The organism is Iningainema tapete BLCC-T55, assembly GCF_014698965.1.
Lineage (GTDB): Bacteria > Cyanobacteriota > Cyanobacteriia > Cyanobacteriales > Nostocaceae > Iningainema > Iningainema tapete.
In genome coordinates this window covers 165,972-188,643 of the sequence record NZ_JACXAE010000134.1, presented here as the reverse complement: position 1 = coordinate 188,643, position 22,672 = coordinate 165,972, and the positions used below count along the sequence as shown (strand labels likewise).

Sequence of the window (22,672 nt, the reverse complement as noted above, 5' to 3'; positions counted from 1 at the left end):
AATGACAACATTTTCCAAGTTGCTCAAGGAACGCTCCTTTTCTCAAATAGTAGTAATTATACTGTTGCTACTGTTATTAGTAATGGGAGCAGTTCCCGGATACTTAAAAGGACGCTGGGATTGGCAAGGACCTGCAAAAATCACTAACATGAAACAATTGAGACAAATCAGTAAAGCTGGGTTAACCCTTCCTGGTTGGCAAACTTTACAACAAAAACAAGAGCAGATTGGCGGACACAAATGGTCTTACCAAATCATCCAGCAACAAGGCTCTAAAAATCAAGCTATCTTACTTTTGTTCCCACAAAAAGATCATAAAGATCTACCCGAAGTGGAATGGACAGAAATTAATAGTTGGGGACAGTGGAATGTAGCACAAAAACGAGATGCTGAATTTACGGTCAAGCAACCACTAACCAAAGTAAAAGCGCAATTTTTTCGCGCTTCGACAAAACAGAAAACTTTTGCCGTCTTACAATGGTATGCTTGGTCTCGTGGCGGAAATCCATCACCTTTATCGTGGTTCTGGGCAGATCAATTGGCACAATGGCGTAAGCACCGCCTTCCTTGGGTGGCTGTAAGTATACTGATTCCGATGGAGCCTTTTGGGCAGGTGGAAACTAATTGGCGTCAAGCCCAGTCTCTTGGGGAAACAGTGCAAGCTACTTTAATGACCAGTGCTTTCTCTAGTAATTAGTGGGTGCATTTTATAACAGTAGATAACTTTTGTAAAATGTCCTTACATGAAAAATGTATATTTAGCCTCTTTTCAGAGTAAAATAACAACTCGTCGGCGCTCCACAATTTTAGTTCAGCGTCACTGCACCAACTTTGATTGTTTGTATAATATGCGTGCACGCTTCGCCCTGTTTTCCTTCAGCCTTCAAGTCAGCGTTTTCTTAGCAACAGCTGCCCAACCTGTTTTTGCTCAGTCTTTACCACCCCAACAAAAATCACCTCCCGGAAGACTGCCAACACTTTTAGAAAATACTGGCACTGGACAACAATTACCACCGCAACCACAACCGCCAGCGCCTTTACCTGGTGGGGAGGTAACACCCAGTAGCACCGACGGTGTATTACCACAATTAAATCGCTACATTTTGGGACCTGGAGATGTAGTTACCGTTGTTGCCCAGCGTCCTCCTGGTCCATATATATTAGGGCAAGGAGATACAATTGCCGTTTCAGTTGAGCGCTTTCCCGACTTGGGTTTTCAAGCTGCAATTAATCCAGAAGGTAACATTATCGTACCGTTACTGGGAACGTTACCTTTACAAGGGTTAACTTTGAAACAAGCACAACAGAAAATTCGTTCGGGTTTAAACCGTTTTGTCGTTAACCCAGTTGTGACTTTATCACTAGTGGGGTTGCGTCCGGAGTACAGTTTTCAAGCTCAAATCAATACTGAAGGAAACATTTTCGTCCCCCAAGTAGGTACATTGTCTCTACAAGGCTTGACTTTGGAGGAAGCACAAGAAAAAATTCGCTTGAGCCTCAATCGTGTTTTAGTTAAGCCAGTTGTCTCAGTAACTCTAGGTACGCCAAGACCTGTTAGTGTAACTATCAGTGGAGAAGTAACTCGACCTGGGATTTATCCAATTAATCCGGGTACATCTCGTGTAAGTGAAGCATTGCTAACCGCAGGTGGTTCGACTATGATGGCAGATCTGCGACAAATAAAAGTGCGCCGAAAGTTGGTTGATGGTTCTATAGTGTCACAAAATGTTGACTTGTATACGCCCTTGCAAAATGGCACTGCACAGCCTAATTTTCGTCTTCAAGATGGCGATGCTGTAATTATACCACGTCGTGAACTCGCTACAGATGATAATTATGATCGCAATTTAGTAGCACGCTCCACCCTAGCTGTACCGCAAATTAGAATTCGGATCTTAAACTACCCAGGTGGAGGAATTGTTACTGTCCCGTTACCAAATGGAAGCAGTTTTGTCGATGCTTTAGGTGGAGTCAATCTTGATAGTGCTAGCCTCACCAATATTGCTTTGGTTCGCTTTGATCCCGAAAGAGGTAGAGCTATAACCCAAAAAATTAATGGTAAAAAAGCTTTGTCAGGAGATGCGTCTCAAAATGTACCTCTTCAAGATAATGATGTGATCGTTGTTAGTCGGAACTTCTTAGGTAAAATCACTAACTTGATAAGTACAATTACTCGACCATTCTTCGATATTGAAAGTTTTATCCGCTTCTTTGAATACTTGGGTGGAAATAGGTAATTTGTATAACCATCTCACCAAAAGTGTAAGTTAGAATGTAAGAGAAATAACGTAGTAAAAGTAATCACGTTATTTAATTTACATCAGACCTTTTTCTTAAAACTTTCGCCCTACTTCGCTGAGTTTTTATTATTGCTATGACTCCACCGATTGTTAAGCGCTATCTCATTGCTTTCGATAAGTATAAATGGATTGGATTAGCCAGTCTTGCTCTGGTTGTAGCAGGTTCAACGGTGGTGGCTATGCAACCAGATCCACCACCCAACTACATAGCAGACGGTGCATTAACCTATAATCGTCCGCCGGTTTCTTTCTCGGCAACTGGTAGTGAAATTCAGCAACAAGGGCAAGAGTTGAATGAGGATATTTTGCGCTCAGCTCAGATAATTGAGCCTGTAGCAACAAAAGTAAATGTTAAACCACAAAAACTTAATCAAAGTCTGGCAATTGAACTACCGAAAAAAACCAAAACAGGTGAATTAGAATCTAATCTGATCACAATACGATACAAAGACAACGATCGCAAGCGAGCAGGTGAAACGTTAGAAGCATTGATGGAATCAATGGTGAAGTTGAGCGGTGATATTAACACTCGGCGCTTAAAAGCAATCATTGAAAAAATTAACGAACGCATACCACAAGCAAAACGAGAACTGGAAATTGCTGAGCGAAGATTAGAAAATTACGATAAAAAAGAGGGAACGGCAATATTGGCTGCACAAAATGGCAGCTTGTTGAATGGAATTACAAGTAGCGAAAATCAACGACGGCAAATTCAATATACTATATCCGGAATTGATGCCCAAGTTCGTTCTTTACAAGAAAAGTTGGGTTTATCAGTTAACCAAGCTTATGTATCTTCAGCTTTGAGTGCCGATCCAATTATAGGTACTGTGCGATCGCAAATCTATCAAATCGAATCCCAAATGGAGGTACTCAAAAAACAAGGCTATAGAGATCAATACCCTGGAATGATTCAGTTGCAGCAACAAAAACAAGCCTATGAGCAACTACTACGACAACGAGGAGTTGAGGTAGTGGGAGGTGACGGTGCAACTAATCCTCTTCCCGGTACAATTACAGGTATCCGTAACCAAAGTAGTTTAGATCCAGCAAGACAGCAATTAGCAAACCAGATGGTGGCTTTGCAAACTCAACGGGAAACACTACAACAGCAATTAGTAGATTTGGGGAGAGAAGAGGGGAGGTTAAGACAAGAGTATGCCCTCATCCCAAACAAGCAATTAGAACAATCACGCTTAGCACAGCAAGCCGCACTCAAAAAAGCTGTTTACGATCAAATGCAGATCAAGCTAACTGATGCTAAGACAGCAGAAGCAGAAACTGTCAGTAGTTTTAGCATAGCTAGACCACCAATTGTCATCACCGATGCCAAACCACCGAAGAATGTTCCGATTACTTTAGGTGTGGGTAGCTTACTAGGATTGTTGGTTGGTGGTGGTGTAATATTTTTACTGGGTTCGTTGGAAGGAACCTTCAAAACCAGAGAGGACATTCGCGACAGTGTCAAACAACGGGAAGTGGCTCTACTGGGCGAATTGCCTTTAATACCAGTTGATGGTTTATCTCTTGATGAAATCCCGGTAGTGCTTTCGCCTGAGTCTCCTTACCTAGAGTTTTATGAAAAGTTCCGCAGTAATCTGCGCCGCATCGGTGGTAGAGATTTGAAGGTAGTGTTAATTACCAGTACAAGTGCTTATGAAGGTAAGACGCTCAGTGCTTATAACTTGGGTGTAGCTTCTGCCCGTGCCGGCAAACGTACCTTAATTATCGAAACAGATTTGCGATCGCCAACTCACTCTTCATCACTGCGAGTATCTCCCGATCCCGAAGCAACAGTTGAACCCTTACGTTACTACGCCAGCTTAAGTGAGTGTATCCGCTTAGTACCAGATGTCGAAAATTTATACATTATTCCCAGCGCAGGTCCAATACGTCAATCGGCTGCTATTCTGGAATCAAGTGAAATGCGACGGTTGATGGAAGATGCTCGTGAAAGGTTTGACTTAGTAATTTTAGATACTAACACCCTCAGTTTATCCAACGATGCATTACTAATGCAACCCTACAGCGATGGCATAGTACTGGTGACAAGACCAAATTATACCCAAGAAAATATGCTATCAGAGGCGATCGACCAATTGGTTGAATCTGAATTAGGGCTATTGGGAGTTGTCGTCAATGGCGCTGACATTCCAGTTTATCAACCTCAACCGATTGTCTCCGGCTTAAACGAAGAATTATCAGTTGGCGCTAGGAACAATTAAAGTATAAAATTGACACAAAGAAATAGTATAATTACAGAATGTTTGATAACGTCTGCAAATTCCTGGCGGAACACTTTTCCACAGACTTTGCTACCTGGCTATTGGGAGAACCAATAACCTTAACCGAACTAAGTCCACAAGAACTTTCACTCGAACCGATTCGCGCCGATGCGTTAATTTTGCTACAGTCAGACAAAACCATACTGCATCTGGAATTTCAAACTGAACCAGATCCAAAAATACCATTTCGGATGGCTGATTACCGATTACGAGCTTATCGTCGCTTTCCACAAAAGGAAATGCATCAAGTTGTAATTTATCTCCAAAAGACAAAATCGGAATTAGTGCATCAAAACACATTCACCCTAACTCGTACTCGCCATGAGTTTGATCTAATTCGACTATGGGAACAACCCACGGAAGTCTTTTTGAGAACTCCAGGACTGCTACCCTTTGCTGTGTTGAGTAATACAGAAAATCCAGAATCTATACTTGACTCTGTAGCAAGAGAAATCAACGGAATTACAGAGTCAGGAGTTCAAAGTAACGTTGCTGCTTCCACAGCTATTTTAGCTGGTTTAATATTAAAGAAAGATCTGATTAAACGAGTTTTGAGGTCAGATATTATGCGCGAATCAGTTATTTATAAGGAAATTTTGCAGGAAGGTTGGGACGGAGGCAAGGCTGAAGGCAAGGCTGAAGGCAGAGCTGAAGCTTTACAAGAAGTGGCAATGAATTTAATTTCTACGGGTATGCCCAGAGAACAGGTATCTATAGTTACTGGATTATCAATGGAACAGTTACAAGCTTTGCAGGCACCAAGAGAATAAGACAAAGTAACCATTTTGGGATGATTTGCTACTTTTAATAAAGCAATGGCTCTATTATCTCACTAAAAATGGCAAATTCCTCCACTTTTGATATTTCATGGCAAACTCCCCCAGAACCAATCAACCAGATTTTTGATGCTCCACCCCCGCCAAAAGTTATACTTTCTCCCGATAGACAGTGGTTGCTGGAGTTAGAAAAGCCCTTCTTACCACCTATAGCCTTTTTTGCCGAACCAGAGATTCCGTTGGCAGGGTTTCTGTTAAATCCTAAAACCAACGGACCATCTCGTCACAACCCATACCGTAGTATAAAGATCAAGGCAATTGCTTCGCCGGAAACTGCTACAACAGTAACATTACCTGAAAATGCTAGAATTGGTTACATCAAGTGGTCTAATGATAGTCAAAAACTGGCTTTTACCCTTACCCAACCCACAGGATTAGAACTTTGGGTTTTGGATGTAAACCAAGGAAAGACGAAGCGCTTAACAGAACCAGTACTTAATGCTGCATATGGAGAACCGTATCATTGGTTATCAGATAATACACTAATTTGCAAGTTTATTCAGAGCGATCGCTCCCCCGCCCCCACCGAACCTGTGGTTCCCAGCGCACCCCTAATTCAAGAACACACGGGTGGTAAAAATCCCAATCGTACCTACACAAATCTACTGAAAAATCCTCACGAAGAGGCACTATTTGAATACTACTTAACCTCTACATTAGAGAAAGTAACCCTAGACGGACACCGCACTTCATTGGTATCCCCCAGTCTAATACATGAAGCCATACCTTCGCCCGACGGTAAATTCATATTACTTTACACACTGCATCGACCATTTTCTTACCAAGTTCCCGTCTCCCACTTTCCCAGAAACATTCAAGTAATCGATGATACAGGAAAATTCATTTATGACGTTGTAGACGTGCCACTTTATACGCGACGTACAACCAAATTTGATGAAGTGCGCACAGGACGCAGAAAAGTGTATTGGCGCGGCGATACAAAAGCTACATTATACTGGGTAGAAGCCTTAGATGAAGGCGATCCTACCCGTGAAGTTCCTTACCGAGATGCATTATTTGAACTTGATGCACCTTTTACCGATACACCAAAACAACTGTGGCAATGTGAGTATCGCTTATCAGGTATTGTATGGGGAAGATCTGATGTAGCCTTGGTGCGCGAAAGATGGTACGATAACCGCAAAGAGCGAGCTTGGCGTATCGATCCCACCACTCAAAAACCGCCACAACTACTATTTGATCGTAGCTATGAGGACAAGTATGGAGATCCAGGTTCACCCTTATTAAAGATTGGACCATTAGGATATAGAATATTGCGCTTTGCATCAGATGGCAATATTTACTTAAATGGGGGGGGTGCATCTCCTGATGGTGTATATCCTTTTCTAGATAAATTCAATTTAGAAACAGGAAACACGCATCGCATATGGCAGTGCCAAGATCCTTACTATGAAGATATTTGCTACCTACTAGATGATGATGCACAAACTGTGATTACTCATCGCCAATCCCAAACTGAGCCACCCAATTATTTTCTGCAAACTAAGAGCAATAATTCTCCGATTGCACTTACTCACTACCAAGATCCAGCACCACAACTAGCAGGAATACAAAAGGAGTTAGTGAAATACCAAAGAGCAGACGGCGTGCAACTATCAGCTAACCTATACTTACCCCCCAATTATGATAGCACCCGCGACGGTCCTCTACCAACCTTATTTTGGGTATATCCAGAGGAATTCAAAGACAAGGAATTTGCCGGACAGTTAACTAAAGCTACCAATACCTTCAGCCGTCCCAGTCGCGATTCAATTTTACTTCTTTTAACTCAAGGTTATGCAATTCTTTCCGGTCCAACTCTGCCAATTATTGGTGAAGGAGATACAGAGCCAAATGATACCTACGTAGAGCAATTAGTCGCCGGAGCGCAAGCGGCAGTAGACTATGTAGTAGGACGTGGCATTGCCGACCAAAATAAAATAGGTATAGGAGGACACTCTTACGGAGGCTTCACAACCGTAAACTTACTAGCACATACCGATTTATTCCAAATGGGGATCGCTCGGAGTGGTGCTTACAACCGTACTTTAACACCCTTTGGTTTTCAGGGAGAGCAGCGCGATTTTTGGCAAGCACAAAATACTTACATTCACATGTCGCCCTTCACACACGCAGCGAAAGTAAAAGCACCACTGTTACTAATTCACGGAGCAAATGATACCAATGGCGGTACGTATCCCATCCAAACAGAACGATTGTACGAAGCCCTCAAAGGACTGGGAGCAACTGTCCGCATGGTAATGTTACCCTTAGAAGATCACGGTTATCGCTCTCGTGAAGCAGTAGCCCACGTACTCTGGGAAATGGTGAACTGGTGCGATCGCTATCTCAAATGATCCCCCCAACCCCCCTTATAAAGGGGGGTACCAAGTTAACTAATAGTACTTACGTATTATTCTCTTTTCTCTGGTGCGTTCTCTGTGTCTCTGCGGTTCATAAAAATCAAATTTTTGGTAATTTATACGTAAAATAAATTAAAATTTAATACATAAAATGGCTAACAACAAATATTACCATATAGGTTTTGGAATAGAAGACCTGGGTAAATCACCACCAACAATAGCATTATTATCCGGCGATCCACAACGATCGCAACTGATTGCCCAATCCTATTTACAGTCGGTACGCTTATTATCCGAAAATCGGGGGTTAAATAGTTATCTGGGCATTTTGCCTAACGGGCGCGTGCTTCTATCTGCCACTAGTGGTATGGGAGCGCCATCACTGAGCATTGTTGTTAACGAGTTAATCCAAGTTGGCATTCGCCTAATCATTCGCGTCGGAACTTGTGGTTCTATTCAAGAACATGTACCAGTAGGCAGTATAGTGATCACTAATGCGGCTTTGTGTCGGCAAGGTGCAGCAAATGATATTGCACCAGTTGAGTATCCAGCAGCAGCAGATCCATTTTTGACGGTAGCTTTGGTTAAGGCAGCACAGGCGCTTAAAGTAAACCATCATGTAGGCATTACTGCTAGTGTAGATACTTTCTACGAAGGACAAGAACGCAGAGATTCAGCGCATCCGTATTTGCTTCGGAGTCTGAGCGGCATTACAGAAGAATACCGACGGTTGAATATACTCAACTATGAAATGGAATGCGGTACTTTATTTAAAATGGCAAGTGTATACGGTTTTCGTGCAGGCTGTGTGTGTGGCGTAGTTGCCCAGCGCACGGTTGGTGAAGAAGTAATAGTAGAACAAAAGAGCATTGCCGTTGATAATGCGATCCAAGTTGCAGTGCAAACAGCACTGCAATGGGAAGAACCTATGTAATAGAAATTAGCTGCGTTAACCGAAATCATTGGTAGAGACGCCCCGCCGGGGCGTCTCTACATAATTTTTGGTGGCGAGGGTTGCGCACACCCATCAGAAGTAGCGCTGTCGCTAACCCACTCACCGCCGTAACTATGAAAGTCGCTTCATAACCAATCTTGTCTGCTATCCACCCACCGATAAGAGGAGCAAGGATTGTAGCGGGTGCAATGAGTGTGTTACAAAGACCAATATAGGCTGGTCGATCGCGATCGCTACCAAACTCTGCAGTCATTACCATCGCAATATTTTGCAAAGAAACCATAGCAATTCCTGCGCCGACAAAAGCTAAGTAGAACCAACTTAGAGTTGGTGCAAGGGTTGCTAACAATGCACTAGCTGCACTTGCCAAACCACCTACTTGCAAGATACACTTATAACCGGAGCGATCGCCGATCCAACCCATCAACAATCCTGTAATGGTTTGCGTTACCATCAGTAAACCGGTAATTAATCCAGTAGATTCTTCTCCCATTCCATACTCGCGCACAGCATAAACTGTGTAGAACGTTGGTGCCATCAGTGCAAACTGCGAACCGAGGCGTGCCACTATAAACTTGCGGAAATTGCGATCGTACTGAATAATGGCACTAATATTGCGCCAAAATTCGCGCCGAGTACCAATGGTTGCAGATGGATCGCTTTTAGGTTCTCGTGTCTTTGACATACAAAACCACGAAAGAGCCATTGCCACACTAGCGCACAGAAAACAAAGGGCAAAGTTGAGCGGTGGTGGGATTCGTTGTAGCAATAAGCCAGCCATTAAAGCGCTGCAACTGCCCATAAGATTAGCCGCCGCCGATTGTGAACCATAAAACAAGCCAAGTTTACTAGGTGGGATAATTTTAGCAACCATACTCTGCCAAGCGGTAGCACTGAAGCCGCCGCCCAAACCTTGCCAAATTAACAATATATAAGTGAGCCATAACCCAGTTTGAGAACCGAGTAGTGGTAATAGCCAAGCAACCAATGCTAACCCAAAAAAGGGAAGTTTCTGATGAATTGTCATCAACATTGTTGTTGGCTTATAACGTTGCAAACGAGCTACTTGATCTGCTGTTAGTAGCTGGGGTAGTTGCCAGCCCAATCTTTGAATGGCAGGAATGAGAGCAATCAGTATTGCTGAATTAGTCAAAGTGCTAACAAATAAAGGAACAATGGTAATAGACGAAGCAAAGCCATATCCCAATCCAAAAAATGCACCATCAGCAATATTAACTGTGAAGTTATAGCGCAGGTGTTTGTGTTCAGAGTTGACCATTACAAATATTACAAATTATTTGGTTAGGAAAACTCTGCCAGTATGGAAGACATTTTTTTATTATTTCCTACTTAAATTTGAGTTTTCTAGATTTATTATTCCCTCATTTAAAATTTATTTATCATTGACATTTTACATTTAAAATCTATTTTTTTTCATTAAATATCAATTTTTTAAAAGGCATTTACATATTAGATATAGCAGTCCTAAATGATTCACGAACGCCGAGAAACCCGGTAACTTTTACTAAACCGTGTTTCTGATAGCTAGCGTTTGTAACTCAAATAGGATTGCTATAGTAGTCGTAAATAGATTGTAAACAAGCATATAGCAGACATGATTTAATAAATCTCATAAATGATTTAGATTTGCTATCAACAAAGCTCATAATTTAATCACAAAAAATTACTCTTGTTCTTTACAATTTAACCAAGTTGTATTGTGATACAAACAAGTAATGATGTTATGGAAATACAGGGTTCATATGTATTATTAGTAAACATTTTAAATTTAATCTAAATATAGTTTATTGTTCACACATACACAGGAGTGAATATACAGTAAACAAAAAAAATAAAAAATTTTATTCTTGGTTATTTATAAGTAAAATTACTGTTTGGTAATATTGTTCTAAAATCAACTGCTAGGTAATCCTATATGTGATTAACCTAACTATGGTCAATAGGAATGCCAGAAAAGGGACTAAACAAATGCGCCAATTTATAACCCATAAAAATTGGCGCACACACCATGTTTAACGTTCAACTATGATAGAGCTATCTATTTTCAGAGCTTTCCAACCTTCTTGCCCGACGGCTAAGCAGGGTGCGGGTGGCACTTAGCACCTCTGGCACTGCTAGTACCAACGACACTATCGAGCAAACCGTTGCAACTTGGCAGTACTCGCAAAACGCTTTGTTCTCGCTCCACTCCTCACGGGCTAGCTCAGCAGCGACAACCGTGTCTACCAGGATCTTCGCGCCCATCCCAATTGACAGGAGCGGGTTGGTGCGATCGCGATCTTTGCCACCAGCAGCAGCCAACCAAGCAGTGAGGGCGTAATTAACTATCATTATCGGTCCATCGGGTGAGTTAAATCGGCTGTAAGCATAGTTAGATGCGTCAACTTTGTCTGCGTCAAATATTGGCACTGGGGGATCGGGCAAGTGATTGATAATCCCAGTTTGGTAGAGCGTGACAAGTTGCCCCATCGAACCTCCAATCCCAGACAAGCCGATAATCCATCGCCGACGAGTCATGTTGGGGTTCTTTCCTTGACGCAGTTCTTCACTCAGTTGTATTGGTTCCATAAAGTATAATTTTAGTAACGTCCCGACGGACAGCTTCCCTACTATTGTTAGGAATCGGTTGTGAGCGTACCACTTGCATTGGAGCTACTTCGCTTGAAAGAGGCGATCGAATAAGGCATGTGTAAACTTAGTTACTAAATCTCGTTACAAAGAACGCAAGCTAACGGTAGAAACATATGGCTTTCATATTCTCGCCAATGAACTCGCAGAGCGCAGATGAAATTCTCAGTTGGCGCTATGACGAGCCATATGACTTCTACAACCCAGATCCTGCTGAAATTGAGGAGAGTGTGCAGCAATTTCTCAACCCTCAAAATGCATACTACACCATTACCAATGCTCATGGTGATCTTGTCGCCTACTGTTGCTATGGAGCAGATGCGCAGGTTAGAGGAGGTGATTACAGTGCCGACGCACTTGATGTTGGACTTGGTATACGTCCTAACCTAACGAGACGCGGACTTAGTATTCGTGTAGTTGATGCCGTACTCAAATACGGTAAAAGCACCTTTGCGCCAACCCTATTTCGTGTTACAGTGGCAGAGTTTAATAAGCAGGCACTACGGATATGTGAAAAAGTTGGATTCCAGCCAATTCAAACGTTCCAGAGAAACCTTGATGGTAAATATTTCCTAGTGTTGACGCTGAAACTATAAAAAATATTACATTTATCCACCACCAAAATTGATCACCCAAATTTGCAGGCTTTAATGAAACCTAAGGTTTACATCGAAACATCTATTCCTAGTTTTTACTATGAGGTACGCTCTGAACCTAGTATGGTGGCACGTCGGGATTGGACACGTCAGTGGTGGGATAACGCTGGCAATCAGTATTGGCTTGTAACCAGCGTTGCAGTATTAGACGAACTTAACAGAGGTGATTTCCCTAGTAAAGATGAAGCGATTAAACTGATTAGCGGTTTACCATTAGTAGTTGTCGAGCCTGCCATTGCTGAAATTGTTCAAGCCTACATTCAGCATCAAGTTATGCCGAAAGATCCAGTCGGCGATGCCTTACATCTTGCATTAGCTTCCTATCACAGGTGTGATTTCCTGTTGACATGGAATTGTCGTCACTTGGCAAATGCGAATAAGTTTGGTCATATTAGGCGAGTGAACGTTATGCTTGGTTTATATGTCCCAATGCTTGTGACTCCATTAGAGTTGATGGGAGAGGAAAATGATGTTGAAGGATGATCCAGCAATCAAGAGAATCAGAGAGGCGCGACACCGGATATCAGAGGAGTATGGGCATGACCCGCAGAAATTAGTAAATTACTACATCGAACTTCAAAAACAATATCAGCTTCTAAATAGCATAAAAGAACAGGAAACTGAATCGGTACAAGCCTCCTGAAAAGGACTGAAATTTTGTTCCTAGCAGATGATTACCCCAAATTTGCCGGCTTTGAGTTTGTTAGTTTGCTGCTTCCCCTGGGAATACTATGTAACAGGGATATAAAAGGTCATTATTTTGTCAGTAGCAAATGAGTATAACTTATATCTACAAAAATGTGGCTTTCCCCTAAGCAATAGCTAAACCCCGCCATCAGCCAGATGAACGCAACTACAACCAGGACTGGGAAAATTGCCAGCATCATAGACAAGCGCCACCCCCTTGTTCAAAAAATTGAAAAGGTGGAGGCGAATTTGAAATCTCTTTCTTTAGCACTTCGTAATCTTGATGACCATCGTCATGATTTACTCAAGCGAGTCGATGAGTCAAATGTTACTACACGTTTGCAGGAAATTGATTTAGCTAAGATTCAATCGAGTATCACTGCTGAACTGGAGGCTTTAGGTAAACTCAAGGTGCGCTTTTGTCGTGACACGCTCAACATTGGGGTAGTTGGACGAGCAAGGCAAGGCAAGAGTCGGCTACTACAGAGTTTAACTGGACTGACTACTGCGGAAATTCCCGATGGGGATAGGCAACACTGCACGGGTGTTCGGAGTACAATTTACCACCATCCCAATGTGGAAACTTACGGTGAAGTCTGGTTTCACTCAGAGCGATCGTTCTTAGAGGAGGTCATTAGCCCATATTACGAGAAACTTAACTTGGGCGCACAGCCGATCGCAATTGAAGAGTTTGCTACCAAACCGCTACCTCCTTTACCTAACAACCTTCCCGGATACGCAGAACCGGGAGCAATGTACGAACATCTGAGCAGATATCACACCTATTTAGAAAAGTATCGTCACCTGCTGCGGGAACCTTCACCCCGCCGAATTTCTCGGAATGAAATTCGGGAATATGTAGCTCAAGATACTCCTGACGGACAACGTGTGTTTTTCAACTATCTGGCGGTGCGGTTCGTAAAGATTGTTTGTAACTTCCCTAATGCCGATGTTGGACAGATTGCCTTAGTCGATATGCCTGGTTTGGGGGATACAGGCGTTGGCGACGAAGAACGTTTAATGAGAACGCTGGGACAGGATGTTGATGCAGTACTGTTTGTACGGATGCCAAAGTCATCTGGCGACTACTGGGCAGATGTGGATGTGCGTTTGTATGACACAGCCCGTGCAGCATTAGTTGATTTGCCTATCAACTTGTGGTCTTTTATGGTTCTCAATCAAACAGGTGCTGATTCCAAAAATGGTGACAACTCTAACAACTGCCAAGACTTAGCGGGGGAGATTGCCAATAAACATATAAATGTTGTTGAGTGCCTAGTTGCTAATTGCGCCAACCCTCAAGAGACTAACAAAGTTCTAGATCTGGTTCTTGACTACTTAGCTGTCAACATTACTGATTTAGATCACAAATATGCCTTCTCCTGCCAACAAAGATTAATTCAACTTCAAGGTGATGTGAATGCTGAGTTAGAAAAAGCTAGTAAAGCTTTACATCAAGCAATAGGGGGTGATCTAGGGAATGCCTTGTTCGAGATTAAATTCAAGGAGCTTTGGAAGGATTTAACAAACGGTTTAGAAGGACTCCTTCAAAATCTTAGGCAGAAGCGGGAAGAAGTAGATATTGACTTTAAAGCGCAAGTAGAGGATGCTCTGGAAGCATGTAGAAATGATACTGGGATTCCGTCAATTGCAGAAATTGAAGAGCGAAACAATATTGAGAAAAGTTACGCGATCGCCTACGCTAAATACCTGAATGAAATTCGCGCCCACCTATCGAAACATTTCTTATCACTAGATCAAGGGTTGAAGCGATCGCTTGACCGAGTGAAATCGCAAGTGGCAGAGGTTTTGATTGAAAAGGGACATTTGGGAGGACTGACGGAAGCAAGGGAAACTGAATTTATCAAAGCGATCGCCCGACAAATACCAGATCAACTTATACCAGGGCAACCAAGTCGATTGAAGTTTGGTTTTAAGCTTCTGGCTGAATTTGAGCTTTCCTATCGGGGATTAGTACAGCACCGCATTCGACAACATTTGGATGTACTCACTCCAAATGAGCCGACAACACTTCAGCTTTCTCATTCGCCCTCTGCCCAACAAGTGCTAAGCAATCTTAAAACAGCCCAGAAAGAAGCGGTTTATAAGTGTGAAAATGCCTTAGAAGACTTACTGTGTGAACCGAGTCAAGCTGCGTTTGCAATTGTAGAGGAATTTCTTGATCGCATCTTTCGTGCTGCGGACATGGAAATAGAGTGGCGACTCTTTTTACAAGAAGTGCGATTACTTGTTTGGGATGAATTTCAACAGTTGGGCGAGCAAACTCGACTGCAAAGCAAGTGGCTAAATTTAGTAGAGCAAGCAACAACCACTAATCAATCAAACTCAATGCAATTTTTGAACTAACTAAAGACACTTCTATGCACGAACTTAACATCATGATGTTCGGTCCGAGATATGTAGGCAAAACTAGCCTCTTGACTGCTATGTATTATGAATACGAGCAGAAAATAGCTAAGACCAGAATACAACTCAAGCCCGATCTAGATACTGCACACGATTTGGGAAAAAAACTGGCTCAACTTAAAAGCCTGAGAGAGAAAAATAAAGATGAAGAAGGTGGAATTGAGTCTACCGAGGCAAAAGCAGGTGCAAAGTCCATCCGCTCTTTCATTTTTGATGTAGGTCAGAAAGGTACTAAGCCATCTTTGCGGCTGCATTTCTGGGACTACCCTGGTGGTTATGTTATGGACAAGGATAAGGATGAAGATGGGCGTAATGCCGTTAAGAAATGTCTCACTGAATCTGTAGGTGTCGTGATTGCAATTGATACTCCTGCGCTCATGGAAACCAAGGGTAGGTGGCACGCTCATAAAAATCGTCGGTTAGATATAACTGTCTGGTTTAAAGAGGTTTATCAAGATATCAAAACACCTCGGTTGGTAATACTTGCACCAATCAAGTGTGAAAGCTACCTACAAAACAATAAATCCGCTACTGAATTACTGCAACGAATCAAGGCTGAATATGCAGTTTTGCTTGACCTTTTTAGTTCGGAAGCGCTGCTGCAAAAAGTAGCTGTAGTTGTCACACCCGTTCAAACTGTAGGAACAGTCTACTTTTCTTCAATTGATGTGATAGAAGGAAATCCGATCTTTCGTTTCAAAAAACTTCACCCCGATGCTGAATACTGTCCCAAGGATAACGAACAGCCGCTTAAGTACCTCTTACGGTTTTTGTTAAAACTCCATATCCAAAGGCAATGGGGAGCATTAAATTTCATGCGAGATTGGTTTGGTCTAGATCATTACCTTAAAGAGGCAGTTCGAGATTTTGCCAAGGATTGTAAAACAACTGATGGATTTGAAGTGATACAGGGTAAAGAGTTGTTAAACATTCAGTAGGAGTATGCGATGGAGATTTATGTTCAGAGTTGCGGACTTGCTCCTGAGCATGACTACCGCTGGTTGAAAATTACCAAGGATAATCAATCAGAAGATATTCCTCCACTTCTCAAAGAGCAAATTAATACAAAAAAAGGTAAAAAAGTTTACCTTTCCGACCTGTATGAGAGCCATGATCATTCAATTGTTTTAGCAAAGGATGATAGTAAATTACTCTTGCTAGTTACTGCGCTTAAAGCAATTGAGCGGTCGAAGCTTTACGGAAGAGGAGTACGTAATTCTGTAGCATTTATAGGTGAATATTGTGAAGATGAACCAGTCCTGCGCATAATTGCTGCCAATGCTTTAAAGGATTGGGAATCATTCAGACATATAATTGATAAGGCAGTATATTTTGATAAAAATGAGGGGTTTCTAGTTGATATTGAGTCTATTAACAAGTATATTGAGAATGTTACGAATGAAGTAGGTTATAGGAAATTTGAAACTCCAGACCCATCAATTAAGATAGCCAAAAACTCACGAGATATAAAAAAGAAACTTGCCGAAGAACTTGAGAAATACCTCTTACCAGATTGGGATGGACCGCTTGTGATTGTTACAGGAAACGTATCTGAAAAGGTTCTCAGGAAGCATTTCGTCTGGCGAAGCGTATCTGAGCGTGTCCAGCAATATGACGGTGAAAATTGGAAACAGATACCAGAATCTGATGAGGACATAGGAGTATCTGAAGAGGTTCTCACGCAGCATTTAGTCTGGCGAAGCGTATTTGAGCGTGTCCAGCAATATGACATTAAAAAAAAGTATTTGAATCCGGTAAATCTATTGTTGATAGGTTTCCTAATAATATTAATTCTCGCAAGCATAGCGATCCCGATCATTCTAAAAATACCCCCAAGCACCAAGCCTCAACCGATCCAACCATCCCAGACGACTCCCCAGGTGAAACTTGAACCGCTCCCACCGCTTCAAGTAACCCCTCAGTTGAAACTCCAACCAAGCCCATTACCGCAAGTGACTCCAGAACAGGAGTCCAAGCAGAGCCAACTGCATCAAGAGACACTGCAACCCCAAACCACAACCCAGGGAAACTCTTCAAGCAACTCCTCAACCAGAGACACAACAAAGCCAAACGCAACACGAGACATGCCACCGAAAAACCTAAGGTCGATAACAGCCAGTGAACAGGAACTGCAACCCACAATGAATATCGAACAAGAGGTTGATTCAAAACTACAACAACCTACAGATCAAACGCTTCAAAGTGAGTTAGTTGATTCGCCTAATAACTCCTCGAACTCCAATGGGGAAAGTGACAAAGCTGATATTTGAGTAGTTGATTTTGTAGGTGAATGAAAGCGAGTTCGGCTCTCACCATCCAGTGAGCGATCGCCCCTTATCTTCATCTGTCTAAATAGTAAGCGATCGCCACAGGCTTGCCGCTGCTTTTTCTACGTTCTCCACCCCCTAGAATTATTCTGACAAAAACTCAGCTACTGCTGCCAAATCATTCAATGCCCGGTTCAAGCGATTGAACATAGCTTCGATGACTTCTGATTCAGCATCGACCGTTTCCAACTTTTCCCGTAGATGAGTATCCAAGGCTTCTATCCATACTAATATTCCTGTATGGCGAATTGCTGTGAGTAGTCCCATATTGGTGAGAACAGCCAATTGAAAACCGAGTTGGTCTTGTCCACCATAGCCTAAAAATCCTCTACTCAATTCCAATTTCTCAGGGGTGAAATGTAAATACTGGTCAGAGGTGATACCAGTTGGTTCTAACTGAGGTTGAGGTAGTGGAGGTCGAGAGTTTGTCATAGTTCGTTGCCAATGTGTTGTAGTGATAGTAGGTTGGGAAATAATATCTTTAAACGCAAATTAGAATTATCACCTTGATGAAACTATAACTGAAGAAGTAACTGGTGCAGTTGTTGTCATGATAATATATATCCGACGATGGAAAGCCATTGGTAGATAAAACCATACAATTTCGCGCTCATTGTTACTGTTAGCACCGTCTTGAAATAAGAAGATAGGATAAAAATCAGTGAATCATGCTCAAAAATTTACTTTCCAATTAGAAGAACCTTGGACTTGGGAAGGTCTTGCACCACCAGATGACCCATTAGGAGAACTTTCTGATTTTCAGATGGGATTACGACGTTTTTGCTTTGAACGTAACCATAAAGTATTAATAGAGTTTGGAGATGAAATAAGATATGTGTTTTTAGATCCCGATATAATCCTTCTTCTCGAAAGTCTCCCCTCACAACTTTCAGAACTATTAAAAGGCAAAAAGATTGAGATAGACTTCCCTGAAAGTTATTTTGATATTAAATTTGTGCCAGTAGATAATAAAATTAGCTGCACTCTACAAGAGTTTGGATACTCCACTAAACAAAAGCTTCTTGAATTCGCTCAAACTCAAGTATTAGAAGTTCTCAGAAATTTTCTAAATGAAGTTATGGGTAAAGCTGTGGATGGAGGTTATATTACATCCGAAGAAAAAGAAGAATTTTTGCTGCCAATGCGTTAGTCGGCGAAATGTTTACTTATACTGTTGTCTGGTTGGACTATTCTTTGCTAGTAATTATGAATTGAGTTGATGATCTCACCCAATATGAAGCTGCTATCAGTAAAACAAATCTGAAAATTTTTACAACTTGTAGCTCTGAATCTGTCAAATATGGTACAAACGAACTATATGATATTAAAGTCGAGCCAGTTAGACAACCAGAACTACCTAGATATAACTCATGCGCATCACAGGTAAGGAATACAGTCTAATTCTACATGAAGAGCAATGATAGCCGCATTTTTACTTAACTGTTAACAAATAATACTGGAGATACTAATGGTACAACAACTAACACCTGTAATATCTGACACAGAGCATGATATTATATATCCCGAAAGCGACGGTAAACCAATGGCTGATAACACTATACAGTTTCGCTGGATTGTGACTGTAAAAGAAAATCTCGAAATCTTGTTTGCAGCCATTGCTGATGTATTCATTGCTGGCGATCTATTTTGGTATCCAGTTGAGAAAAGTAGCAAATGTCAAGCACCTGATGCGATGGTTGTGTTTGGTAGACCAAAAGGAGACAGGCGTTCCTACAAGCAGTGGGAGGAAAACAACATTGCGCCACAGGTAGTGTTTGAAATCTTATCCTCCAGCAACACTACTAAAGAAATGGCAAACAAACTACTGTTTTATCAACGCTATGGAGTGGAGGAATATTACATCTACGATCCAGTACAAGTTGATTTGACAGGGTTGCAGCGCTCAGGGGAAGATTTAGAAGTAATTGAAGAAATAAATGGTTGGGTGAGTCCCCGTTTAGGAGTAAGGTTTGAACTTACACCCGATCAGTTGGAGATTTATCGTCCTGATGGACAGCGATTTCTCACATTTATGGAATTGGATCAATTGCGAGAACAGGAGCGTCAGCGTGCGGAACAAGAGCGTCAGCGTGCGGAACAGGAGCGTCAACGTGCGGAACAAGAGCGTCAACACAAAGAGGAGGCGCTGTTGCAACTTGAACAGGAACGACAGCGCTATCAAGAATTGTTAGCGCGACTGCAATCCAGGGGAATTAACCCAGAAAATTTGTAAGTGCCATTTATCCCTGAAGAGGAGGCAAAAAGATTCATATAGACTTTCCTGAAAATTCAAATATGTTGAATAAGGTTGGATAAGCGTTAGCTAGCAGTTCCTCGTAACGCTGTTGCGCCCATTTTCTGGTGTTGTATTCTGCGCTCAAATCTTTGTATTCATCGGAAGTTGCGATCGCGTTCAACTTAATCTGAACTGCTTGCAAATCATCAGCATGGATTGAGAATATCTGCTGCTCAATCAAGCGCGAAAATGCGACAATGCTACCACTTCTTTTTACAGAAACTATCTCACGACCATTAGCAACAACAAGCGGTAAACAAGGCGTTTTTATCCTCTGCGCCTAAAAACTTCTTGATGGCTGCGTCTGTCCAACCGCGAGTTTCTTTCAGTTGTGTTTTAGTGATATATTCAGCATTCATTGTGTTATCCTGTGTGAGAAAGCGGTTGTGTAGGTCGATGAAAAAAGTAGCGGTGTTTGGCAATTCTGGAGGCGGTAAATCAACTCTAAGCAAGAGATTATCCCAAATCACTGGTTTGCCACTTCACGTCTTGGACTTGATTCAATATCAATCAGGGGCAACTGAGGTTTCACATGAAGACTATAAACTTGCCCATCAGCAAATTTTAGTTACTGACAGATGGATTATTGACGGGTTTGGTTGCATGGAAACCCTCTGGCAACGACTGAACGAGGCGGATAGTCTGGTTTTTGTCGATCTACCTCTATATGTGCATTTCTGGTGGGTAACTAAACGATTCATCACAGGTTACTTTAAACCGCCAGAAGGCTGGCCGTCCAAGAGTCCAATATTGAGGAGTTCGCTGACTAGCTACCGCGTGCTTTGGTTATGTCACAAATATTTGACTCCAAAATATCGTGAGTATATCGAGCAGGCTAAAAGCATCAAAAGTGTTTATCATATTCGCTCAACTAAACAGATTTCGCAATTTTTTGAATTAATAAAAAATGAAACTAACTTTAAAGATGGTGCGTGACTCCTAGCTACAATATATAGCTATGCCCGATCAGTACGATGCTGTTCAAGAATTTGAGCGGCATATCCGTCAACAACTTTCCTAAACTAATATTGCTTTGTACGTGTAGCGACACCCTTCAGGATGTTGGCGTTATACCAAATTGTAACCCATACAAATTCGCATACACACCTTGTTGAGCAATCAACTCGGCATGGGTTCCACGCTCCACAATTTTACCTTGCTCGACTACCAGTACTTGGTCAGCTTTAGTTACGGTACTCAGGCGATGAGCAATGACAAAGCTAGTACGCTCTTTCAGCAGCCGAGCAAGTGCTTCCTGAACTAAAGCTTCTGTACGGGTATCAATACTACTGGTGGCTTCGTCCAAAATCAAAATCCGAGGGTTAATTAAAACGGCTCGCGCAATGCTCAGCAGTTGTTGTTGTCCTTGACTCAAGCTAGTTCCCTGCTCTCCCAAAAGAGTAGCATACCCTTGTGGTAAACTAGTAATGAACTCGTGAATGTTGGCTACTTGCGCTGCTAGTTCAATCTCTGCTTGGGTGGCGTCTTTTCGTCCAAAGGCTATATTTTCGGCAACCGTGCCACTTAATAATATTGTGTCTTGCAAAACGATACCAATCTGACGCCTTAGACTTGCTTGGGTAACACGTCGGATATCGATCCCATCTATGGTGATTGCACCATCCAACACATCATAGAAGCGCAAAATTAAGTTGATAATTGTGCTTTTCCCTGCTCCCGTCGCTCCTACTAGGGCAATCATTTGTCCTGGTTTGGCATGAAAATTAACACCATTAAGTGCCAACTGGTTGAAACTATAACCAAATCTTACATCCTCAAACTTAACTTCACCTTGTATTGGCGGCATTTCTATGGCATCAGGTGCATCTTGTAGCAATGCAGGCTCGTCTAAGAGCAGAAATATTCGCTCTAACCCAGCTAAGGCTGATTGTGCTTGGGTGTAAAATTGACTCAGAACTTGAATTGGCTGAAAGAATTGCTGAACGTAGATGAGGAATGAAGTCACAGTTCCTACTGTTGCTGCTCCTTTCACCGCCAGATACCCCCCGTAAGCTAGTACCCCTGCTGTTCCTACGGTGTTGAGAAAATCAATTGAGGGTAAAAAGGCAGAGGTAATTGCTACAGCTTGCACGTTGGCATCTCGATTCGCAGCATTGAGAGCATCAAATTGCTGGATATTTACTTGTATTCGGTTGAACGCTTGTGCTTCCCGAACACTGTTAAGATCTTCCTCCAGTCTAGCTGAAAGTTGACCGATCGCTTCCCTGGTTTCCCGAAATTTTGTTCTCGCCCATGTAGCAAACAACCCTGTAGCGAAAATCATCAAGGGTACAACCAAGTTGCTTACCAATCCCAGTTCTAAATTCAGCGTTATCATGGCAATGATAATCCCAATTAAGCTGAATATACTGCCAATGATTTGCGCGATCGCAACTCCAAATGTCTGCTCTACAGTACTCACATCATTCAACAAACGACTCATCAAGTCACCCGCTTGACTGCGATCAAAAAAACCCAACGGTAAACTTTGAATTTTGGTGAAAATATCACTGCGCAACTGAGCCAAAAGACGCTGCATAATCCAGCCTATTTGCCTAATTTGACTCCGGATAATGAAACTACCAGTAGTATAAACAATAGTCAGTACAATTAACATCTGCATTAACCCCCGCCAGTTTCCACGGGTAATCAAATTGTCAATTGACCAACCGACAAGAAATGGACCTGTAGCTAGACATGCAGCACTTGCTATCACTAATCCTGATGTTATCAGAATATCTTGGCTATATGGGCGAAAGTATTGTAAAAATCTTCGCAGTATTGAGTATGGCGGTGATGTTGGGTTTGATAATTCAATGTTTTTATTGAGCATTTTTATTTATGTATTTATATACATGTTCGTAGTAAGCAGTTTAATGCTTAAGAAAGGG

21 protein-coding genes are annotated in these 22,672 nt (G+C 42.0%); 15 read left to right on the top strand and 6 right to left on the bottom strand.

What is annotated here, in order from left to right:
- Position 1 precedes the first annotated feature (1 nt).
- The 6 genes from ICL16_RS44335 (at position 2) to ICL16_RS44310 (ending at position 8,718) form a co-directional block, all read left to right on the top strand.
- Entirely contained in the window at positions 2-697 is a 696-nt protein-coding gene (locus ICL16_RS44335; protein WP_190839094.1) for a cyanoexosortase B system-associated protein, read from the top strand.
- A 151-nt stretch (positions 698-848) separates the two neighbouring features.
- Positions 849-2,237 (top strand): polysaccharide biosynthesis/export family protein, encoded by a 1,389-nt coding sequence (locus tag ICL16_RS44330; RefSeq protein ID WP_190839092.1) that lies wholly within the window; start codon positions 849-851, stop codon positions 2,235-2,237.
- Positions 2,238-2,374: 137 nt separating this feature from the next.
- Entirely contained in the window at positions 2,375-4,525 is a 2,151-nt protein-coding gene (locus ICL16_RS44325) for a GumC family protein (RefSeq protein WP_190839090.1), read from the top strand.
- A 38-nt stretch (positions 4,526-4,563) separates the two neighbouring features.
- Complete coding sequence (locus ICL16_RS44320) at positions 4,564-5,355, top strand: Rpn family recombination-promoting nuclease/putative transposase (RefSeq protein ID WP_190839087.1); 792 nt, start codon at positions 4,564-4,566, stop codon at positions 5,353-5,355.
- Positions 5,356-5,423: 68 nt separating this feature from the next.
- Positions 5,424-7,778 (top strand): S9 family peptidase, encoded by a 2,355-nt coding sequence (locus ICL16_RS44315; RefSeq protein ID WP_190839084.1) that lies wholly within the window; start codon positions 5,424-5,426, stop codon positions 7,776-7,778.
- Positions 7,779-7,935: 157 nt separating this feature from the next.
- Positions 7,936-8,718: a nucleoside phosphorylase gene (locus ICL16_RS44310; protein ID WP_190839081.1), complete on the top strand. Its 783-nt coding sequence runs from the start codon at positions 7,936-7,938 to the stop codon at positions 8,716-8,718.
- A gap of 25 nt (positions 8,719-8,743) precedes the next feature.
- Here the strand turns inward: ICL16_RS44310 and ICL16_RS44305 are convergent, their stop codons facing one another.
- Positions 8,744-10,018: an MFS transporter gene (locus ICL16_RS44305; RefSeq protein WP_190839079.1), complete on the bottom strand. Its 1,275-nt coding sequence runs from the start codon at positions 10,016-10,018 to the stop codon at positions 8,744-8,746.
- A gap of 776 nt (positions 10,019-10,794) precedes the next feature.
- Positions 10,795-11,328 carry a vitamin K epoxide reductase family protein gene (locus ICL16_RS44300; protein WP_190839077.1) on the bottom strand — a complete coding sequence of 178 codons (534 nt, stop codon included), beginning with the start codon at positions 11,326-11,328 and terminating at the stop codon, positions 10,795-10,797.
- 197 nt (positions 11,329-11,525) lie between these two features.
- Between ICL16_RS44300 and ICL16_RS44295 the strand changes: the two genes are divergently transcribed.
- The 6 genes from ICL16_RS44295 to ICL16_RS44270 all read left to right on the top strand — a co-directional run bounded on the left by ICL16_RS44295 (position 11,526) and on the right by ICL16_RS44270 (position 17,428).
- Positions 11,526-11,984 (top strand): GNAT family N-acetyltransferase, encoded by a 459-nt coding sequence (locus ICL16_RS44295; protein WP_238361225.1) that lies wholly within the window; start codon positions 11,526-11,528, stop codon positions 11,982-11,984.
- 54 nt (positions 11,985-12,038) lie between these two features.
- Entirely contained in the window at positions 12,039-12,527 is a 489-nt protein-coding gene (locus tag ICL16_RS44290) for a type II toxin-antitoxin system VapC family toxin (protein WP_190839074.1), read from the top strand.
- The gene (locus ICL16_RS44285) at positions 12,511-12,687 is read left to right on the top strand and encodes a hypothetical protein (protein ID WP_190839073.1); all 177 of its coding nucleotides are present in this window, start codon (positions 12,511-12,513) and stop codon (positions 12,685-12,687) included. The genes ICL16_RS44290 and ICL16_RS44285 overlap by 17 nt, the downstream gene beginning before the upstream one ends.
- A gap of 200 nt (positions 12,688-12,887) precedes the next feature.
- Complete coding sequence (locus tag ICL16_RS44280) at positions 12,888-15,098, top strand: GTPase family protein (protein ID WP_190839072.1); 2,211 nt, start codon at positions 12,888-12,890, stop codon at positions 15,096-15,098.
- Between the two features lie 14 nt (positions 15,099-15,112).
- The gene (locus ICL16_RS44275) at positions 15,113-16,096 is read left to right on the top strand and encodes a hypothetical protein (protein WP_190839069.1); all 984 of its coding nucleotides are present in this window, start codon (positions 15,113-15,115) and stop codon (positions 16,094-16,096) included.
- Positions 16,097-16,105: 9 nt separating this feature from the next.
- Positions 16,106-17,428: a hypothetical protein gene (locus tag ICL16_RS44270; RefSeq protein WP_190839067.1), complete on the top strand. Its 1,323-nt coding sequence runs from the start codon at positions 16,106-16,108 to the stop codon at positions 17,426-17,428.
- Positions 17,429-17,569: 141 nt separating this feature from the next.
- Here the strand turns inward: ICL16_RS44270 and ICL16_RS44265 are convergent, their stop codons facing one another.
- Positions 17,570-17,917 carry a hypothetical protein gene (locus ICL16_RS44265; protein WP_190839065.1) on the bottom strand — a complete coding sequence of 116 codons (348 nt, stop codon included), beginning with the start codon at positions 17,915-17,917 and terminating at the stop codon, positions 17,570-17,572.
- A gap of 229 nt (positions 17,918-18,146) precedes the next feature.
- On the opposite strand from ICL16_RS44265, the gene ICL16_RS44260 reads away from it, so the two are divergent.
- Together ICL16_RS44260 and ICL16_RS44255 are read left to right on the top strand one after the other, a co-directional pair.
- A complete protein-coding gene (locus tag ICL16_RS44260; protein WP_190839063.1) occupies positions 18,147-18,635 on the top strand; it encodes a hypothetical protein in 489 nt (162 codons plus the stop codon).
- Between the two features lie 318 nt (positions 18,636-18,953).
- Positions 18,954-19,718, top strand: coding sequence for a Uma2 family endonuclease (locus ICL16_RS44255; RefSeq protein WP_190839060.1), 765 nt, complete (start codon positions 18,954-18,956; stop codon positions 19,716-19,718).
- 34 nt (positions 19,719-19,752) lie between these two features.
- Here ICL16_RS44255 and ICL16_RS44250 read toward each other — a convergent pair whose 3' ends face one another.
- Together ICL16_RS44250 and ICL16_RS47100 are read right to left on the bottom strand one after the other, a co-directional pair.
- Positions 19,753-19,962 carry a hypothetical protein gene (locus ICL16_RS44250; protein WP_190839058.1) on the bottom strand — a complete coding sequence of 70 codons (210 nt, stop codon included), beginning with the start codon at positions 19,960-19,962 and terminating at the stop codon, positions 19,753-19,755.
- A 55-nt stretch (positions 19,963-20,017) separates the two neighbouring features.
- On the bottom strand, positions 20,018-20,140 hold the full coding sequence (locus ICL16_RS47100; protein ID WP_273040296.1) for a hypothetical protein: 123 nt from the start codon (positions 20,138-20,140) through the stop codon (positions 20,018-20,020).
- 37 nt (positions 20,141-20,177) lie between these two features.
- Here ICL16_RS47100 and ICL16_RS44245 point away from each other — a divergent pair, with 37 nt between their 5' ends.
- A complete protein-coding gene (locus ICL16_RS44245) occupies positions 20,178-20,717 on the top strand; it encodes a P-loop NTPase family protein (RefSeq protein ID WP_190839055.1) in 540 nt (179 codons plus the stop codon).
- 118 nt (positions 20,718-20,835) lie between these two features.
- Here ICL16_RS44245 and ICL16_RS44240 read toward each other — a convergent pair whose 3' ends face one another.
- Positions 20,836-22,614 (bottom strand): ABC transporter ATP-binding protein, encoded by a 1,779-nt coding sequence (locus ICL16_RS44240; protein WP_190839053.1) that lies wholly within the window; start codon positions 22,612-22,614, stop codon positions 20,836-20,838.
- Positions 22,615-22,672: the final 58 nt, after the last annotated feature.

Coding starts and splice junctions, on each gene's coding strand:
- ICL16_RS44285 (WP_190839073.1), top strand. CDS start 12,511: ATGATGTTGAAGGATGATCCAGCAATCAAGAGAATCAGAGAGGCGCGA.
- ICL16_RS44295 (WP_238361225.1), top strand. CDS start 11,526: ATGAACTCGCAGAGCGCAGATGAAATTCTCAGTTGGCGCTATGACGAG.
- ICL16_RS44245 (WP_190839055.1), top strand. CDS start 20,178: ATGAAAAAAGTAGCGGTGTTTGGCAATTCTGGAGGCGGTAAATCAACT.
- ICL16_RS44290 (WP_190839074.1), top strand. CDS start 12,039: ATGAAACCTAAGGTTTACATCGAAACATCTATTCCTAGTTTTTACTAT.
- ICL16_RS44320 (WP_190839087.1), top strand. CDS start 4,564: ATGTTTGATAACGTCTGCAAATTCCTGGCGGAACACTTTTCCACAGAC.
- ICL16_RS44255 (WP_190839060.1), top strand. CDS start 18,954: ATGGTACAACAACTAACACCTGTAATATCTGACACAGAGCATGATATT.
- ICL16_RS44335 (WP_190839094.1), top strand. CDS start 2: ATGACAACATTTTCCAAGTTGCTCAAGGAACGCTCCTTTTCTCAAATA.
- ICL16_RS44280 (WP_190839072.1), top strand. CDS start 12,888: ATGAACGCAACTACAACCAGGACTGGGAAAATTGCCAGCATCATAGAC.
- ICL16_RS44265 (WP_190839065.1), bottom strand. CDS start 17,917: ATGACAAACTCTCGACCTCCACTACCTCAACCTCAGTTAGAACCAACT.
- ICL16_RS44275 (WP_190839069.1), top strand. CDS start 15,113: ATGCACGAACTTAACATCATGATGTTCGGTCCGAGATATGTAGGCAAA.
- ICL16_RS44305 (WP_190839079.1), bottom strand. CDS start 10,018: ATGGTCAACTCTGAACACAAACACCTGCGCTATAACTTCACAGTTAAT.
- ICL16_RS44310 (WP_190839081.1), top strand. CDS start 7,936: ATGGCTAACAACAAATATTACCATATAGGTTTTGGAATAGAAGACCTG.
- ICL16_RS44325 (WP_190839090.1), top strand. CDS start 2,375: ATGACTCCACCGATTGTTAAGCGCTATCTCATTGCTTTCGATAAGTAT.
- ICL16_RS44330 (WP_190839092.1), top strand. CDS start 849: ATGCGTGCACGCTTCGCCCTGTTTTCCTTCAGCCTTCAAGTCAGCGTT.
- ICL16_RS44315 (WP_190839084.1), top strand. CDS start 5,424: ATGGCAAATTCCTCCACTTTTGATATTTCATGGCAAACTCCCCCAGAA.
- ICL16_RS47100 (WP_273040296.1), bottom strand. CDS start 20,140: ATGAATGCTGAATATATCACTAAAACACAACTGAAAGAAACTCGCGGT.
- ICL16_RS44240 (WP_190839053.1), bottom strand. CDS start 22,614: ATGCTCAATAAAAACATTGAATTATCAAACCCAACATCACCGCCATAC.
- ICL16_RS44270 (WP_190839067.1), top strand. CDS start 16,106: ATGGAGATTTATGTTCAGAGTTGCGGACTTGCTCCTGAGCATGACTAC.
- ICL16_RS44300 (WP_190839077.1), bottom strand. CDS start 11,328: ATGGAACCAATACAACTGAGTGAAGAACTGCGTCAAGGAAAGAACCCC.